General features: G+C 72.0%; 14 protein-coding genes. 11 read left to right on the top strand and 3 right to left on the bottom strand.

Going from position 1 to position 17,539, the window contains the following annotated elements; translation table 11 throughout:
- Positions 1–149 precede the first annotated feature (149 nt).
- Both AB0K35_RS31860 and AB0K35_RS31855 read right to left on the bottom strand, forming a co-directional pair.
- Positions 150–590, bottom strand: coding sequence for a MarR family transcriptional regulator (locus AB0K35_RS31860; protein WP_238671571.1), 441 nt, complete (start codon positions 588–590; stop codon positions 150–152).
- Positions 591–600: 10 nt separating this feature from the next.
- Positions 601–2,328: an alkaline phosphatase D family protein gene (locus tag AB0K35_RS31855; RefSeq protein ID WP_238671570.1), complete on the bottom strand. Its 1,728-nt coding sequence runs from the start codon at positions 2,326–2,328 to the stop codon at positions 601–603.
- A gap of 117 nt (positions 2,329–2,445) precedes the next feature.
- Here AB0K35_RS31855 and ftsY point away from each other — a divergent pair, with 117 nt between their 5' ends.
- The 9 genes from ftsY to AB0K35_RS31810 all read left to right on the top strand — a co-directional run bounded on the left by ftsY (position 2,446) and on the right by AB0K35_RS31810 (position 13,894).
- A complete protein-coding gene (ftsY, locus tag AB0K35_RS31850; protein ID WP_112603473.1) occupies positions 2,446–3,627 on the top strand; it encodes a signal recognition particle-docking protein FtsY in 1,182 nt (393 codons plus the stop codon).
- A 6-nt stretch (positions 3,628–3,633) separates the two neighbouring features.
- On the top strand, positions 3,634–4,497 hold the full coding sequence (locus AB0K35_RS31845) for an aminoglycoside phosphotransferase family protein (RefSeq protein ID WP_181518597.1): 864 nt from the start codon (positions 3,634–3,636) through the stop codon (positions 4,495–4,497).
- 275 nt (positions 4,498–4,772) lie between these two features.
- Entirely contained in the window at positions 4,773–6,185 is a 1,413-nt protein-coding gene (locus AB0K35_RS31840; RefSeq protein WP_238671569.1) for an ammonium transporter, read from the top strand.
- A gap of 25 nt (positions 6,186–6,210) precedes the next feature.
- Positions 6,211–6,549, top strand: coding sequence for a P-II family nitrogen regulator (locus tag AB0K35_RS31835; protein WP_172862163.1), 339 nt, complete (start codon positions 6,211–6,213; stop codon positions 6,547–6,549).
- Between the two features lie 16 nt (positions 6,550–6,565).
- Positions 6,566–8,896: a [protein-PII] uridylyltransferase gene (locus AB0K35_RS31830; RefSeq protein WP_238671568.1), complete on the top strand. Its 2,331-nt coding sequence runs from the start codon at positions 6,566–6,568 to the stop codon at positions 8,894–8,896.
- A 244-nt stretch (positions 8,897–9,140) separates the two neighbouring features.
- On the top strand, positions 9,141–10,304 hold the full coding sequence (locus AB0K35_RS31825) for a sensor histidine kinase (RefSeq protein ID WP_363890116.1): 1,164 nt from the start codon (positions 9,141–9,143) through the stop codon (positions 10,302–10,304).
- On the top strand, positions 10,301–10,957 hold the full coding sequence (locus AB0K35_RS31820; RefSeq protein ID WP_363890113.1) for a response regulator transcription factor: 657 nt from the start codon (positions 10,301–10,303) through the stop codon (positions 10,955–10,957). Before AB0K35_RS31825 ends, AB0K35_RS31820 begins: the two co-directional genes overlap by 4 nt.
- 114 nt (positions 10,958–11,071) lie before the next feature.
- A complete protein-coding gene (gene ffh, locus AB0K35_RS31815; RefSeq protein WP_363890110.1) occupies positions 11,072–12,631 on the top strand; it encodes a signal recognition particle protein in 1,560 nt (519 codons plus the stop codon).
- A 183-nt stretch (positions 12,632–12,814) separates the two neighbouring features.
- On the top strand, positions 12,815–13,894 hold the full coding sequence (locus tag AB0K35_RS31810) for an amidohydrolase family protein (protein ID WP_363890108.1): 1,080 nt from the start codon (positions 12,815–12,817) through the stop codon (positions 13,892–13,894).
- 515 nt (positions 13,895–14,409) lie between these two features.
- Here the strand turns inward: AB0K35_RS31810 and AB0K35_RS31805 are convergent.
- Positions 14,410–15,006, bottom strand: a complete 597-nt coding sequence (locus tag AB0K35_RS31805; RefSeq protein WP_363890106.1) for a TetR family transcriptional regulator — start codon at positions 15,004–15,006, stop codon at positions 14,410–14,412.
- A gap of 278 nt (positions 15,007–15,284) precedes the next feature.
- Between AB0K35_RS31805 and proS the strand changes: the two genes are divergently transcribed.
- Together proS and AB0K35_RS31795 are read left to right on the top strand one after the other, a co-directional pair.
- Positions 15,285–16,691: a proline--tRNA ligase gene (gene proS / locus AB0K35_RS31800; protein ID WP_363890100.1), complete on the top strand. Its 1,407-nt coding sequence runs from the start codon at positions 15,285–15,287 to the stop codon at positions 16,689–16,691.
- Positions 16,692–16,740: 49 nt separating this feature from the next.
- Complete coding sequence (locus AB0K35_RS31795; protein ID WP_238671685.1) at positions 16,741–17,361, top strand: DUF402 domain-containing protein; 621 nt, start codon at positions 16,741–16,743, stop codon at positions 17,359–17,361.
- Positions 17,362–17,539: the final 178 nt, after the last annotated feature.

The raw sequence follows: 17,539 nt of genomic DNA, 5'->3' as shown, positions 1-17,539 counted from the left end.
GTGGAACGGCGGGGCTGGTACGCACGGGCCGCCTGGGAGTTGCCTGAGGCAACCGTATGTCTTGGTTGCCTGAAGCAACAACTTGATGGAACGGCGCCCTATTCCCCGGCGCTGTGCGGCTACTGCCAGGGGCCGCCCGGAGTGGGCGGCTACTGCCAGGAGTCGTTGAACCGGCCGAGCAGCCGGGCGAACTCCTCGACGTCCCGCTCCGGCCAGCCGTCCAGAGCGCGCAGGAACTCGCCCAGCCGGGCCGCGCGGGCCACGTCGAACCGGCGCTGCCCCTCGTCGGTGAGGCCTATCTGCGCGGCCCGCCGGTCACTCGGATCAGGGTCGCGGTGCACCAGACCGAGGACCTCCAGCGCGTTGATCTGACGGCTCAGCGTCCCCTTGCCCACGCCCAGCCGCGCCGCCAACTCGGTCAACCGGATCGACCCGCTACGCCGCAACCAGAGCAGCAACCCGTAGGTGTTCGGCTCCAGGTTCGGGTGCACCTCCCGGGCGATCTCCCAGGAGACCGCCCGGCCACGACGCAGCAGAGCGGTCAACTCGTGCTCAACCGCCCGGATCGGCTCCGGCAGGTGCTCGTCCACGGCGTAGAGACTACGGCGCGGCCGGCTCGCCGTCGCCGGAGAGCCGACGCCGCATCACCGGGCGTAGGTGCCCATCCTTGGTGGTGCCCTCGATGACCACGTCGGCCCCGCGTCCGTGATGGGTCAGTGTGGCGACGGCGTTACCGAAGTACGGGCCGGCCAGCTTGCGCCAGCGCACCCCCGGTCGAGGTACGCCCGCCGAACGGGCCAGCGCCCGGGTGGCCCCAGCCGGACCGGGCGACCAACCCAGCCGCATCAACGGACGGATGCCCGCCGGCACCTGGTTGTGGATCGGCGAACAGGTGAGCTGGTGCACCGGAGTGACAACCGCCGGGTCCGGGAACCGGGCCTGCGCGACGTACGAGTGGTGCACGTCACCGGAGAGCACGCTGATCGACGCCGGTGGGGCGTACGCCGGGCCGGCCCCGATCCGCGCGCCGGACTGCCGCGGCGTGCCGGTGCCGATGCGGGCGAACGTCTCCGCGAGCCCCTCGAAGGACCGCCGGAACGCCGCCCAGTGCTCCAGGTCCAGGGCGCGACGCAGCTTCTCCGCCCCGCGCGCCACCCACGGCCGGCGTGAGTCCGCCAGTTTCTCGTTCCATGCCTCGATGTGGTGGATGCCCTGCGGCAGCAGCCAGGGCAGCGAGGCGCCCACCACCAGGTGGTCGTAGACCCCGTGCGCCTGGTCGAGGAACCAGGCCCACTCGCCGGGCGGCAGCATCGCCCGGCTGTTGGACTCGAGCACCCGGCTGCACCGGTTGTCCAGCATGACCAGCCGGGTCCGGCCCAGGTCCAGTGCGTAGCTCCACTGGTACTGCACCGCGCGCCAACGCTCGGTGTCGTGCGCCAGGTCGGACTCCTGGTCGACCCGGTGGCCGAACTCGCGCAGCACGCTGGTGGCGTCCTCGGCGGCGGCGACCTTCGCGAAGACCGGATCGGCGACGATCTCGTCGGGGGAGAGATTGCCCAGGTGCTGGTAGACCCAGTAGGAGGCGAGCCCACTGCCGATCCGCTCCTGCCACCACGGCTGCTCGCGCACCTCGGCTCGCCACGCCGCCGAGGTGTTCCAGTCGTCGATGATCTCGTGGTCGTCGAAGATCATCACGCTGGGGACTGTGGAGAGCAGCCAGCGGATCTCCGGATCGCGCCAGGACTCCAGGTAGAGCTTGGTGTACTCGTCGAAGCTCACCACCTGGTCGGCCGGAGCGCCCTTCGGCCGCCGCCGCCGTCGACGCAGCAGCCGGCGCACTGTCGGCGAGGTGACGTCGGCGTAGACCTGGTCTCCGAGCAGCACCAGCAGATCCGGCAGCGGGTTCGACTCCGGGTCGGCCATCAACCTCCGGGCGTACGCGTCCAACGCGTCCGGTGGCAGCTTGCGGGTGGTGGCGTGCTGGGTGGTCTCGCGACACGAGCCGAAGATCAGATTTACCGGCTGGTCCCGATCGTCGACGGCCCGGGTGCGGATCACGCTCGGCGGGAACCCGCTGCTCGGCACCGGCCAGACGATCTCGTCGTCGACCAGCACCTCGTAGGTGGTCTCGCTGTCCGGGGCGAGGCCCTCCACCACCACGAGGGCGTAGTGGTGGTCGTACGCCGAGAAGGTGGGCGCGGTGCCGGTGGCGCCGCTGGCAGTGCGGACGGTGACCACGGCGGGCGCCGCCGTCTCCACCCAGATCGTCGCCCGGGTGTCCACCACTCGCCGCAGAAGTGGGCCGATGAGGAGGTGTGCGGCGGGCATGCGGCCGAGCCTACCGCCGGTCCCCGGCACCGGCCGGGGTGCGGTGGCTGAGACTCCGGGCACGGCTCGGGGTGCGGTGGCTGGGACGCCGCCGCCGGCATCTGACAGGATTCCGGCATGGCCGAATATCTCGTCCTCGCTCTGGTCCTGCTCGGTGTGCTGATCGCCGGCACAGTCGGGCTGGTCGTGCCGCGATTGCGGCGGCGGCCCGAGCCCCCGCTGCCACGCACCGAGGTCGACACCAGGGCTGAGGAGGATCTCGCCGGCCCGCCGGTCGAGGCACCGGAGTCCGATCTGTCCACCGGTGTCCTGGTCGAGCCGCCGCCGGTGCTCGAACCGCAGGTCGAGGTCCCCGAGCCGACCGCCGGGCGGCTGGTCCGGCTCCGCTCCCGGCTGTCCCGCTCACAGAACGTGTTCGGCAAGAGCCTGCTCGGCCTGCTCGCCCGTGATCACCTCGACGAGGACGTCTGGGAGGAGATCGAGGACAGCCTGATCACCGCCGACGTCGGCGTCGACGCCACCCGCGACATCGTCGACCGGCTCCGCGAGCGCACCCGGGTGCTCGGCACCCGCTCGGCCTCCGAGCTGCGGGCGCTGCTCGCCGCCGAGCTCGTCAACGCGCTCGACCCGAGCCTGGACCGCTCGTTGCGGACCGCACCCAAGGACGGCGTGCCGGCGGTGGTCCTGGTCGTCGGCGTCAACGGCGCCGGCAAGACCACCACCTGCGGCAAGATCGCCCGGGTGCTGGTGGCCGACGGTCGCAGCGTGCTGCTCGGCGCGGCGGACACCTTCCGGGCCGCCGCGGCCGACCAACTGGAGACCTGGGGCTCGCGCGTCGGAGCGGAGACCGTGCGGGGGCCCGAGGCCGCCGACCCGGCCAGCGTCGCGTTCGACGCCGTCAAGCGCGGCATCGACACCGGCGTGGACACCGTGCTCATCGACACCGCCGGCCGCCTGCAGAACAAGGTCGGCCTGATGGACGAGCTGGGCAAGGTCAAGCGCGTGGTGGAGAAGCAGGGCCCGATCGACGAGACACTGCTCATCCTGGACGCCACCACCGGGCAGAACGGCCTGGAGCAGGCCCGCGTCTTCACCGAGGTGGTGAACGTGACAGGGGTGGTGCTGACCAAGCTCGACGGCACCGCCAAGGGCGGCATCGTGATCGCCGTGCAGCGCAAGCTCGGCATCCCCGTGAAGCTGGTCGGCCTCGGCGAAGGCAAGGACGACCTGGCCCCGTTCGACCCGGCGCAGTTCGTCGACGCGTTGCTGGGGACCGAGGCCACCGGCCGGGACGCGTAGTCTCGGGTGACCACTGACGATCGCGCGTACGCGGGCTGGCGTGACCCTGGCCATCCTTCGCAGCGCCTCGGGAGACCGTACGTGACTTCGCAGGAGATCCCGCTGCACGGCGGCAACGTGAGCACCGTTGTCCGCGTGGGTGACACGGTCCGGCGCAACGCCGGACCGTGGACCCCGTCCGTGCACGCGCTGCTGCGCCACCTTGAGTACGTGGGGTTCACCGGAGCGCCCCGGGCGCTCGGGATGGACGAGCGCAACCGTGAGGTGCTGTCGTACCTGGAGGGGGAGTGCGGAGAATATCCGCTCGCCCCGCACTGGGTGACCGACGAGGCCCTGGTCACCGTCGCCACCATGCTGCGGATGTTCCACGACGCGCAGTACGGCTTCACTCCTCCGCAGGCGGCGGTCTGGCGCTCGTTCGGGCCCCCACCACCGGACACCGAGGTGATCTGCCACCACGACGCCGCGCCGCACAACGTGATCTGGCGTCCGGACGGCACTCTCGGGCTGATCGACTTCGACCTCGCCTCGCCCGGAGCGCGGATCTACGACGTGGCGTACGCGGCCTGGACCTGGGTGCCGATCTTCGCGGACCGCGACTCGATCACGCTGGGCTGGAAGCACCCGGACCGGCCGCGCCGCCTCCGGCTCTTCGCCGACGCGTACGGGCTGATCCCCCGGGACCGGCACCGGCTGATCCGGACCATCCGTAAACGGATCGTGGACCACGTCGAGGGGATCCGGCGGATGGCCGCTGCCGGCGAGCCGGCGTTCGTCCGGATCGTGCACAAGGGCCACCTGCGTCGACCGATGCGCGATCTGCGATTGCTCGACTACGAGCGGCACACCCTGGAGAACGCCCTCCGCTGAGCGCCGACCGGTCGATGCTCGGCCGGGCCGGTCGATCGCACCGGTCGATGGCGTTGACCGGTCAGCCATCGACGATCGCCGTCCGGTCGATCCACAATCGTCCATGCTGATGACCGTGCGGAGTTCGTGACACGTCCGAAACAACCCGTCACGAAACGGAAACCCGCACGGGACCCAAAGTGAAACAGCCGGCCGCGAAGCTTCCGCGCAACCGGCCTACGGGCGACGCTGCCCCGGAAAGCCGCGAAGGAGGACTTCACCTTTAGGAGGCCAGCGTGCCTGAAGCACCGACGATCGACGGCGCCAATACCACGTGGCTGCTGGTTTCGACCGCGCTCGTGCTGCTCATGACCCCCGGACTGGCGCTGTTCTACGGCGGCCTCAACCGGGCCAAGGGCGTACTCAACATGATGATGATGAGCTTCTCGGCTATCGGGCTCATCTCTATTCTGTGGTGGTTCTACGGATTCAGCGTCGCCTTCGGGACCGACGTGAACGGCTTCTGGGGCGACCCGGGCGCGTACCTCGGCACCAAGACCTTCCTCGCCGAAACCGACCTGTGGGGTGCCACGGCGGAGAACCCCAGCGGCATCGGCGTCCCGCTCTACGTGTTCATGGCCTTCCAGATGGTCTTCGCGGTGATCACCGTCGCGCTGATCAGCGGTGCCATCGCCGACCGGGCCAAGTTCGCCGGCTGGCTGCTGTTCGCCTTCGGCTGGGCCACCCTGGTCTACTTCCCGGTCGCCCACTGGGTGTGGGGCGGCGGCATCATCGGCGGTGACATCCACGCACTGGACTTCGCCGGTGGCACCGCTGTGCACATCAACGCCGGTGCGGCGGCCCTGGCCGTGGTCCTGGTCCTCGGTAAGCGGCTCGGTTGGCCGCGTGAGGGCATGAAGCCGCACAACATCCCGCTTGTCGCGCTCGGTGCTGGTCTGCTGTGGTTCGGCTGGTTCGGGTTCAACGCCGGCTCGGAGCTGACAGTCGACTCGGTCGCCGGACTCGCCTTCATCAACACCCAGCTCGCCACGGCGGCGGCGGTGCTCGGCTGGATCGCTGTCGAGTGGGTCAAGACCCGGAAGCCGACGATGGTCGGTGCCTCGTCCGGCGCCGTCGCCGGCCTGGTCGCCATCACCCCGGCCTGTGGCTTCATCGCACCGTGGGCGTCAGTGCTGCTCGGCATCGTCGCCGGCGCGGTGTGCGCGCTCGCCGTCAGCCTCAAGTACAAGCTCGGCTACGACGACTCGCTCGACGTGGTCGGCGTGCACTTCGTCGGTGGTTGGATCGGGTCGCTCTGGCTCGGCCTCTTCGCCACCAATTCGGTGAACGCCGCGATCACCGACGTGGTGGGCGCCTCCGACGGCCTCTTCTACGGCGGCGGCGCGACCCAGCTCGGGCGGCAGGCCCTCGCCGGCCTGATCGTCACCGCCTGGTCGTTCGGCATCGCCTGGGTGCTCGCCTTCGTCATCGAGAAGACGATCGGCTTCCGCGTCACTGGCGAGGCGGAGGTCGAGGGTATCGACATCGCCGAGCACGCCGAGAGCAGCTACGACCTGTCCCCGGCCGGCGGCGGCACGGGCAGCGCGTTCGCGATGGCCGGCATCGGCACCCCCGGTGGCGGCACGACGAGTGGTGCCAAGCCGGAGGCGGAGCCCGCCGAGCCGGTCAGCGAAAAGGTCGCCGGTTAACGTTCCTGGGATGGAGGGGTTGGACATGAAGCTGGTGACCGCAGTCATCAAGCCGTACCAACTGGACGCGGTGAAGGAGGCCCTGCACGCCCTCGGGGTGGCCGGGCTGACCGTCAGCGAGGTTCAGGGGTACGGGCGGCAGAAGGGGCACACCGAGGTCTACCGGGGTGCCGAGTACACGGTCGAGTTCCTGCCCAAGATCCGGGTCGAGGTGCTCACCGACGAGATCGACGTCGACAAGGTGGTGGACGCCATCGTCGGAGCGGCCCGCACGGGCAAGATCGGTGACGGCAAGGTCTGGGTCACCGGTGTCGAAGAGGTCGTCCGGGTACGTACCGGCGAACGCGGCCTCGACGCACTCTGACGCGGCCACTACCGACATGACCTCGTTGATCAAGAAGAACGCGTCAGGACCCGCCGATGACGGCGACGCGAACCTCTTGATCAACGAGGTCGTCGGCGTTCCCGGGGGGATCGGGGAAGCGGCTCGGCGGGGACGGGCCGCGGCCTACGACTCGTTCCTGCGTGGGTTGCTGCCGGCGCGGGACGGGGTGGCGCTGCTGGCCGTCGGGGGACTGGGTCGGCGGCAGTGTGCTCCGTACAGCGACCTCGACCTGGTGCTGCTGCACGCAGGGGTGCCCGGCACCGACGAGTTGGCCGCCTCGGTCTGGTACCCGATCTGGGACGCGGGCCTGCGGCTCGACCACTCCGTACGCACCGTCGCCGAGGCGCTCTCGGTGGCCCAGGACGACGTCAAGGTCGCCCTCGGGCTGCTCGACGCCCGGTTGATCGTGGGGGACCAGGCGCTGGCCGACGCGCTGATCCGCACCGCCGCCGATCACTGGCGGCGCACCGCCGTCCGGCACCTGCCCGGCCTGCGCGAGGTCACCGAAGCCCGTTGGCAGGCCCACGGTGAACTGGCGTTCCTGCTGGAGGGCGACCTCAAGGAGGCCGCCGGTGGTCTGCGCGACGTGGGGCTGCTGCGGGCGATCTCCGCCGCCGGCATCACCGACGCGCTGCGTCCCGCCGTACGCGCCGCTCACCTGCGGCTGTTGGACACCCGCGACGCGCTGCACCAGCAGGTCGGCCGACGGGTCGACCGGCTGGTCGCCCAGGAGCGCGACGGAGTGGCCAACCTGCTCGGCCTGCGACAACCCCAGTCCGGCGCGTCTGACGCCGCGCGGCGGCCGGGAGCCGTCGTGGAAGACGGCGACGCGCTGCTGCGTCGGGTTGCCGGTGACGCCCGCACGGTCAGCCACGCCCTGGACGACGCCTTCCGGGCTGCCGACCGGCTGCGCTCCGGCCGCTCCCGCGGCGGCACCGGCCGCCCGGCCCGCCGCCCGGTCGCCCGCGACGTGGTCGAACACGACGGCGAGTTGGTGCTCGCCCGCACGGCGATCGGGGCGCGCCCCGACCCGAGCCTCTCGCTGCGGGTGGCCGCCGCGTCGGCCACTACCCGAATCCCCATCGCGCGGGCCACCTGCGAGTGGCTGGCGGCGTACTGCCCGCCCCTGCCGGCTCCCTGGCCGGCCGAGGCCCGGGCCGCGCTGATCACCCTGCTGGGCGCCGGTCCCGGCCTGGTGCCGGCCTGGGAGACCTGCGACCGGTACGGGCTGGTCGACGGCTGGCTGCCCGAGTGGACCCGGCTGCGCAGCCTGCCCCAGCACAACCCGGTGCACCGCTTCACCCTCGACCGGCACCTCGTGCAGACCGCGCACGAGGCCAGCCGGCACGCCCGCGAGGTGGAGCGCCCCGACCTGCTGCTCCTCGGCGCTCTCCTGCACGACATCGGCAAGGGCCTCCCTGGTGACCACAGCACCGTCGGTGTGCCGGTTGCCCAGGCGGTGGCCACCAGGATCGGTCTGCCCACCGCGGAGGTCGAGCTGATCGGCAAGCTGGTCCGGCTGCACCTGCTGCTGCCCGACGTGGCCACCCGCCGGGACCTGAGCGACCCGGTCACCATCGCCTCGGTGGCCGAGGCGGTCGGCGATACCGGCACCCTCGACGTGCTGCACGCGTTGGTCCGCGCCGACGCGGCGGCGACCGGCCCGGCGGCCTGGTCCGACTGGAAGGGCCGACTCGTCGCCGAACTGGTCGCCCGGGTTCGCACCGCGCTGGACACCGGCGTACTCCCCGAGCCACCCGCCCCGGACCCGGAGTTGCTGGCCGGGCCACTGCCGGTCGTCCACCTGACCGGCGACCGGGTGTCGGTCGCGGCGGCGGACCGGCGAGGTCTGCTCGCCACGGTGGCCGGCTGCCTGGCGCTGCACCGGCTGGAGGTGATCTCCGCGGACGCCTCCGCCGTCGACGGCCGGGCCCTGGTCGAGTGCCGGGTGCAGCCCCGCTACGGCCTTCCGCCGGACCCGGTCCCCCTCCGCGCCGACCTGCGCCGGGCGGTCGCCGGCGACGTGTCGGTCACCCAACGGCTGCGCGGTCGTGCGCTCGCCAGCCGTGGCGCAGGCGCGGCGCCACGAGTGGTCTGGCACCGCGAGGCGGCCACCGACGCCGTACTGCTGGAACTGCGCGCCGCCGACGCCGCCGGGCTGCTCTACCGGGTCGCCTGCGCGCTCGACGAGGCCGGCGCCCTGGTTCGCGCGGCCCGCATCTCCACCCTCGGCGCCGACGTGGTCGACGCCTTCTATCTGGTGGGCGGTTGGCCGGACGACGCCACCCGGGCCCGCCTTGAGGCCGCCGTCCTCGCCGCCGTCTGACCCACGACCGAGAACGGCCGAGCGCTGCTCGGCCGTTGGCCGCTCGTGCCAGCCCGGTCACTCCCACGAGCGTGATGCCTCACAGTCATCGTGATGCCTCACAGTCATCAGGCTCGTGAGGGTGCCCGCCGGCAGCGCGGTGCGATCGAAGTTTCGTCCCCGTGGCGGGTACGTCCGGGGGCGTAGGGGCGGTGCCGCTCGTGGACGCACGTCGAGCGGCACCCGCGCGGGCAGAATGACGGCCATGCGACGAGGCGGACGGTGGCGGTGGCCGGAGGTGGCGGCGGATGCCGCGCTCGCCCTGGTGCTGCTCGGGTTCGGATTGCTCGCCACGGGTCTGGCCGGGGACAACCAGCCGGGGTCGAGGCCGGTGGACACCGCCAGTCGGCTGCTGATCGCCGTCGCCGCGCTCGCCCTGCTGGTCCGGCGGCGAGTTCCGGTCGCCACCCTCGCCGTGGTCACCGTGGCCATCTCGACGTACCTGCTGATCGGCTACCCGTACGGGCCGATTCTGGTCACGTTCCTGGTCGCGGTCTACACAGTGGCCGTGTGGCTGCCGGTGCGACAGGCGGCGCTCGCCACCGGTGGCGCGTTCGTCCTGTTGTTGGCGCACGTCTTCTTCGGGCGGGGGCCTGGGTCGGGTTGGACGGGAGTGCTGCCCGCGTCGGCCTGGGTGGTCGTACCGTTCGCGGTGGCGGTGGTGGTGCGGGCGAGCCGTGAGGCGACCGCGCGTACCCGTGCCGAACAGGCCCGCAGCCGAGTTGAGCAGGCGCGACGGCAGGCCGACGAGGAGCGGCTGCGCATCGCGCAGGAGGTGCACGACGTGGTGGGGCACGGGTTGGCCGCGATCAGCATGCAGGCGGAGATCGCCCTGCACCTGCTGCCGAAGCGGCCGGAGCAGGCGGAGGTGGCCCTGACCGCGATCAGCCGGACCAGCCGCGAGGCGTTGGACGAGCTGCGGGTCACCCTGGGCGCGGTGCGGCGGGGTGCCGAGCGCGAGCCGGTACCCGGCCTGGCCCGGCTCCCCGCGCTGCGCGACCGGCTCGCCGGGGCGGGGCTCGCCGTCGAGGTGCGCGTGGTCGGTGACCCCCGGGAGGTGCCGGCCGCTGTCGACCTGGCCGCGTACCGGGTGGTGCAGGAGGCGTTGACCAACGTGCTGCGGCACGCGGGAGTGGCGAGCGCGGAGGTGACAGTGGACTACCGCGTCGACGAGGTGACCGTCGAGGTCACCGACCGGGGGGTGGGTGCGGACCGCGCCGGGACGGCTCCGGCCGACGACGAGGGTGGCCACGGTCTGGCCGGGATGCGCGAGCGGGTCGCGGCGCTCGGCGGGCGGTTGAGCACCGGGCCGCGCGCCGGGGGCGGGTTCCGGGTGTACGCCGGGCTGCCGGTGGAGCCGACGACGTGATCCGGGTGCTGATCGCCGACGACCAGGACCTGGTCCGGCTCGGGCTGCGTGCGCTGGTGGAGAGCGAGGACGACCTGGCGCTGGCCGGAGAGGCGTCCGACGGGCTGCGGGCTGTCGAGTTGGCCCGCCGGGTTCGGCCGGACGTGGTGCTGATGGACATCCGGATGCCCGGCATCGACGGCATCGAGGCGACCCGCCGTATCGTCGCCGACCCCGATCTGACCGGCACGCGGGTGGTGGTGCTCACCACCTTCGAGCTGGACGAGTACGTCTTCGACGCGCTGCGGCACGGTGCGAGCGGGTTCCTCACCAAGGACACCAGACCGGCTGAGCTGCTGCGCGCGATCCGGCTCGTCGCCGAGGGGGAGGCGCTGCTGTCGCCGTCGGTCACCCGCCGGGTGGTGCGGGAGTTCGCCACCAGGCCGTCCCGGGTGCTTCGTCCGCACCCCCGACTGGACGCGCTGACCGATCGCGAGCGTCAGGTCGTCGGCCTGGTCGGTGAGGGCCTGAACAACGAGGAGATCGCCGCACAGCTCGTGGTCAGCCCGGCGACCGCGCGGACCCACGTCAGCCGGGCGATGGGCAAGCTGGGAGCCCGGGATCGGGCCCAGCTCGTCGTGTTCGCGTACCAGTCGGGGTTGGTGTCGGGGTGAGGCCCGGGCCGGGCGACAGCGGCCCTACGGCCGGGCGGTTACCCTAGCGGTGGCCGGACTCCGCAGTGCCGGCCGCGTTGTGCCCGCCGGAACACTGACAAACGGGATGTTCGCGTGTTTGACACCTTGAGTGACCGCCTGTCCGGGATCTTCACCAAGCTCCGCGGCAAGGGGCGGCTCACTGACGCCGACATCGACGCCACCGCGCGCGAGATCCGCCTCGCGCTGCTGGAGGCGGACGTCGCGCTGCCGGTGGTCAAGGGCTTCATCGCGGCCGTCAAGGAGCGGGCCCGCAGTTCCGAGGTCTCCCAGGCGCTGAACCCGGCCCAGCAGATCATCAAGATCGTCAACGAAGAGCTGATCAAGGTGCTCGGCGGCGAGGGCCGACGGCTCCAGTTCGCCAAGCAGCCGCCGACGGTGATCATGTTGGCCGGCCTCCAGGGTTCCGGTAAGACGACGCTCGCCGGCAAGCTGGCCCGCTGGCTCAAGGGGCAGGGACACCAGCCGCTGCTCGTCGCCGCCGACCTCCAGCGCCCCAACGCCGTCGGGCAGCTCCAGGTCCTCGGTGGTCGGGCCGGTGTCGAGGTGTACGCCCCGGAGCCCGGCAACGGCACCGGTGACCCGGTGCAGGTGGCCCGCGCGTCGATCGAGCACGCGAAGCGCGCCGCCCGCGACATCGTCATCGTCGACACCGCCGGCCGGCTCGGCATCGACGCCGAGATGATGCAGCAGGCCGCCGACATCCGCGACGCCGTCTCGCCGGACGAGGTCATCTTCGTCATCGACGCGATGGTCGGTCAGGACGCCGTCCGCACCGCCGAGGCGTTCCGCGACGGCGTCGGCATCACCGGTGTGGTGCTCTCCAAGCTCGACGGCGACGCCCGCGGTGGTGCCGCGCTGTCGGTCCGCGAGGTCACCGGGCAGCCGATCCTGTTCGCCTCCACCGGTGAGAAGCTGGAGGACTTCGATGTCTTCCACCCCGACCGGATGGCCAGCCGGATCCTCGGCATGGGCGACGTCCTCACTCTGATCGAGCAGGCCGAGCAGGCCTTCGACTCCGATCAGAAGGAGAAGATGACCGCCAAGCTGATGGGCGGTGAGCAGTTCACCCTTGACGACTTCCTCGACCAGCTCATCGCGGTGCGGCGGATGGGCCCGATCGCCAACGTGCTGGCCATGATGCCCGGCATGGGGCAGATGAAGGACCAGCTCGCCGAGCTGGACGACAGCCACTTCGACCGGGTCACCGCGATCATCCGGTCGATGACCCCGGGCGAGCGGACCAACCCGAAGATCATCAACGGTTCCCGCCGGGCGCGCATCGCCAACGGCTCCGGCGTCACCGTGATGGACGTCAACCAGCTGCTCAACCGCTTCGCCGACGCGCAGAAGATGATGAAGCAGATGGGCGGCATGATGGGCCTGCCCGGCGGTGGCCGCCGCAAGGCGACCAAGTCGCCGAAGAACAAGCGCAAGGGCACCAAGGGTGGCGGTCGTCCGCGTACCGGCGCGGGCGCCGGGATGCCCGCCGGCTTCCCGGGTGGCATGCCGCAGCTCCCGCCGGGGATGGACCCCAACGACCTCGCCGGCGGCCAGGGCCTTCCGCCCGGCTTCAAGCTCCCGAAGATCGACTTCAACAAGCTCGGCAAGGGCGGCGACAAGGGCCCGCGCTGACGCGTGTCGGTGACGGCAGGCGACGTAATCCTTGCCAACCGTGAGTACGAGCAGGTCGCCCACACCGAGGACCTGTTCGTCACCGAGCAGCCCTGAAAGGTCTCCGTGGACCTGCCGGCGCTGACCACCCGGATGACCCACCTGCTCGCCCCCGGGGCGGAGTGATCGGGTAGGACTGTGCGCATGGCTCTTCATGTGCGCGGCGTGCTGCTCCCCGACGACGAGGTACGGGATCTCTGGCTGGTCGGCGACCGGGTGACCTTCACCCCGGTGCCCGGCGCGGAGACCGTCGTCGACCGTGGTTTCGTGCTGCCAGGGCTGGTCGACGCGCACTGCCACATCGGCATCGCCCGAGGTGGCGCCCCGATCACCTCGCTCGACCAGGCCCGCGCACTGGCCCACGTCGACCGGGACGCCGGGGTGCTGGCGATCCGGGACGCCGGCTCGCCGTACCCGTACCCCGAACTCGACGACGAGCCGGACCTGCCGCGACTGGCCCGCGCGGGCCAGCACGTCGCCCCGCCGAAGCGCTACCTGCGCGACATCGGCGTGGAGGTCGACGCGACCGAGGTGGCCGCCACTGTGGCCGCGCAGGCGCGGGCCGGCAACGGCTGGGTCAAGCTGGTCGGCGACTGGATCGACAGGGGCGTCGGTGACCTGGCGCCAGCCTGGGACGCGGACACCCTCACCGCCGCCGTGCGGGCGGCGCACGACGCCGGGGTACGCGCCGCGGTGCACACCTTCTCCGAGTCGGCCGTCGAGATCATGGTGCGGGCCGGGGTGGACTCGGTGGAGCACGGCACCGGGCTCAGCCTCGACCTGGTCGACGACATGGCCCGCCAGGGCACCGCACTGGTCCCCACGATGATCAACATCGCCACCTTCGGGGGCATCGCCGAGCAGGCGCGGGGCAAGTTCCCCGGGTACGCCGACCACATGCTCGCGCTGCGCGACGGCTTCCCCGAGGTGGTGCGCGCCGCGTACGAGGCTGGGGTGCCCATCTACGTGGGCACCGACGCCGGCGGCGGCATCGACCACGGGCTCGCCGCCGAGGAGATGCTCCTGCTGCACGAACAGGCCGGCATGGCACCCATCGACGTACTCGCCGCCGCCTCCTGGGGCGCCCGAGCGTGGCTCGGCTTCGCCGGCCTGGTCGAAGGCGGCCTCGCCGACCTGACCGTCTACCCCGAAGACCCCCGTAGTGACCTGCGCGTCGTCCGTGCCCCGTCCCGCACGATCCTGCGCGGACGCGTCATCCGCTGACCTCCGCAGGCCGCGCCGCCCCGCACTGCGTCGCGCCCCGCGCTGCGTCGCGCCCCGCGCCGCGCCTCGCCCTGCGTCGCGCCCCGCCCCGCCCCGCGTGCCGCCCTGCGTCGCGCCCCGCCCCGCGCCGCGTGCCGCCCTGCGTTGCGCCGCACGCCAAGATCGCGCTCGAACCAGGATGTAGTGGCCTCGATGTTTGGGGATGCCACTACATCCAGGATCGAGCGCGATCTTGGCGTGCGGCGAGATCAATGAGGATCCCCAACATCCCGGATATTGCTCGGATCTTGGTGCGGGGTGCGGGGTGCGGGGTGCGGGGTGCGGGGTGCGGGGTGCGGGGTGCGGGGTGCGAGGTGCGAGGTGCGAGGTCAGGGGTGCAGGGGTACGGCGGCGCACGGCGCGCGCGGCGGGGGCGCAGCGGGGGTGCGGCGGGCGCACGGCGGGGATGCGGCGGGGATGCGGCGGGGGCGCGGGCGGGTGTGCGGCTTCGGCCACTGGGCGGGCGGTGCGCGGGGTCAAAGGGCTGGGCGGGCGGCGGCGCTGAAGAGGTGTACGGCAAGGTCGGCGAGGGCCGTGGCGGTCTGCTCGATCGGCTCACGGGGGAGCACGATGTGGCTGACCACCAGGCGGACGATGGCGTCGGCGGCGAAGGCCAGCGCGTCGTGGTCCGCTCCGGGCAGGTGGTCGCCGGCCCAGTTGATCAATGCGCCGGACGCTTCGGTGAGCACCACCTCGGCCCGGGTGGTGAGGTACGGCAGCAACTCGTCCGAGCCGCCCCGGGCGCTGGTGAGGATCGCCTTGATCAGCGGGTTTTCCGCCGCCGTGGTGAGGGTGTGCGCGATAGCCGCGTACGCGCCGGCCCGTACGTCGGTGCCGTGGGCGAGCAGAGCGGCCCGGACGGCGCCGACGAACCTGTCCACCTCGGCGCGGGCGAGCGCCTCGGCCAGCCCTGCCTTGCTGCCGAACTCGTTGTAGACGGTCTGTCGGCTCACCCCGGCGGTGTTCGCGACGGCACCCATCCGGACGCCGTCCCATCCGGTCGCGACGGTCAGCGCGCGGGCGGCGTCGACGATGCCGGTCCGTAGCGGGGTGGGGTCCCTCTGCTCAATCATGGTGGTCGAAGTGTAGGCCGGCGTGTCGGCCGGACCGGCCGGTGATCGGGCGGGGTCTGCTGCCGGTGTCGGGCCCCCCGGCGCACCCGGCTCGCGGTCAGGTGTGCCAGATCGAGGGCCTCAGGTCGGTGCGCTCGTCGGAACGGCGCCGCCGACCGCCGACGTTCGGGGGTGGGAGCCGCTCCGGCGTGCGGATCGCGGTAGGTAGTGACGGCAGAGGCCAACGATGCCGCGCCCGAGCGCACCGCCCCGACGAGCGGCGCATAGGATGTGCGGTCATGGCACGCGTGCTCACTCCCCGTGCGGAGGATTTTCCCCGCTGGTACCAGGACCTGATCGCCAAGGCGAAGCTGGCCGACAACGGCCCGGTTCGCGGCACCATGGTCATCCGACCGGCCGGCTACGCCATCTGGGAGCGTATGCAGGCTGAGATGGACGCTCGGATCAAGGCGGCGGGTGCGGAGAACGCGTACTTCCCGCTGTTCATCCCGGAGAGCTACCTCAAGCGCGAGGCGCAGCACGTCGAGGGCTTCTCGCCGGAGCTGGCGGTCGTCACCCACGGTGGTGGCAAGCCCCTGGCCGAGCCGGTGGTGGTGCGTCCGACCAGCGAGACGGTCATCGGCGAGTTCATGGCCAAGTGGATCGACTCGTACCGGGACCTGCCGCTGCTGCTCAACCAGTGGGCGAACGTGGTCCGGTGGGAGCTGCGTCCGCGGATCTTCCTGCGTACCAGCGAGTTCCTCTGGCAGGAGGGACACACCGCGCACGCCACCCGTGAGGACGCCCGGGCGTACGCGCGGCGGATCCTGCACGAGGCGTACGAGGACCTGATGGTCAACGTGATCGGCATTCCGGTGGTGGTCGGCCTGAAGACGACGCGCGAGCGCTTCGCCGGGGCGACGGCCACGTACACCTGCGAAGGCATGATGGGCGACGGCAAGGCGTTGCAGCTGGGCACCAGCCACGAGCTGGGCCAGAACTTCTCCAAGGCGTTCGACATCAGCTACTCCTCCAAGGAGGGCGGCCGGGAGCACGCCTGGACCACCTCCTGGGGCACGTCCACCCGGATGCTCGGCGGCCTGATCATGGCGCACGGCGACGACAACGGTCTGCGCGTGCCGCCGAGGCTCGCGCCGATCCAGGCGTACGTCATGATCGTCAAGGACGGCGACGGCGTCGGCGAGGCGGCGGCCAAGCTGCGCGACGGCCTGCGCGACGCCGGTGTCCGGGTCGCGCTCGACGACCGGACCGACACCCCGTTCGGCCGCCGGGCCGTCGACGCCGAGCTGCGCGGCTATCCGGTACGCGTCGAGGTCGGCCCCCGTGACCTGGCCGTGGGCAACGCGACTGTGGTGCGTCGGACCGACGGTTCGAAGACCCCGACCCCGGTGGCGGACGTGGTCACCGCGGTGCTGGCCGCCCTGGAGACCGACCAGCAGGTGCTGCACGACCAGGCGCTGGCCAACCGCGAGTCGCGCACCGTGGAGGTGGCCACCCTGGCCGAGGCGATCGAGGCCGCCGCGACCGGCTGGGCGCGGGTGCCGTGGTCGGCGGTCGGTGTGGCCGGTGAGGCGGAGGCGAACGGTCAGGGCGTCACGGTGCGCTGCCTGCTGCGCGCCGACGGTTCGGTACCGGACTCGGAGGACGAGCCGGATCTGGTCGCCATCCTCGCCCGCGCCTACTGAGGTGTGGCCGGGTAACCCCGTCGACCGGTTCGAGCCGGGTCGGCTGATCATGCATCGGAACGTGCGGCACGGCCGGATCGGGTGGGTCCGGCCGGCCCGCGTGGTCAGCGACGACGATCGAGGGTTGCTGGTCTGGATCGCCCGGGACTCGCCGGTGGCCCACGAGGTGACCGAGGCCGGGCTGGGGATGCGGGCGATGCCGTTCGCCGAGTGGATCTCGTCGACGTACCGGTTGGCGGAGGGGCGCTGGAACGGCCCGCCGCTGTTGAAGTTCCTGCCCACCGGGGCGGCGCACTCCGTCTGGTGGTTCTCCGACGCCCAGGGTCGGTTCGCCCACTGGTACGTCAACCTTGAGGAGCCCGGTGTCCGCTGGGACGACGGCCCGGTGGCCGGTGTCGACGTGGTGGACCAGGACCTGGACGTGGTGGTGTGGCCGGACCGCAGCTGGGAGTGGAAGGACGAGGGCGAGTTCGTCGAGCGGCTCGCCTTCGGCGCCGACTACTGGGTGACCGACGAGAAGGCGGTCCGCGCCGAGGGGGAGCGGGTGATCGCGCTCGCCGAGGCCGGCGAGTTCCCGTTCGACGGCACCTGGTGTGACTTCACACCCCCGCCAGAATGGGGCATACCGGACAAAATGCCGCCGGGGTGGGATCGCCCGCCGGTTCGCTGAACGGTGTTCCAGGTCACCGACAACGGGTGTACGGGTCCGATGCGCGAGATCGGCATCGGATCTGGCAGAATAGGTCGCTGGTATCCGGCGCGCGTCCGGCGCCCTCTAACCCGGGCACGTCGCCAGTCCACCGAGTAGTCTCCGGCCCAACCCCACGGGTCCGGTCGGCGCTCACCCA

The sequence above is a fragment of the Micromonospora sp. NPDC053740 genome (genome assembly GCF_040677775.1).
GTDB classification, from domain to species: Bacteria; Actinomycetota; Actinomycetes; order Mycobacteriales; family Micromonosporaceae; genus Micromonospora; species Micromonospora alfalfae.
This window is presented reverse-complemented; position numbering and strand designations above follow the sequence as displayed.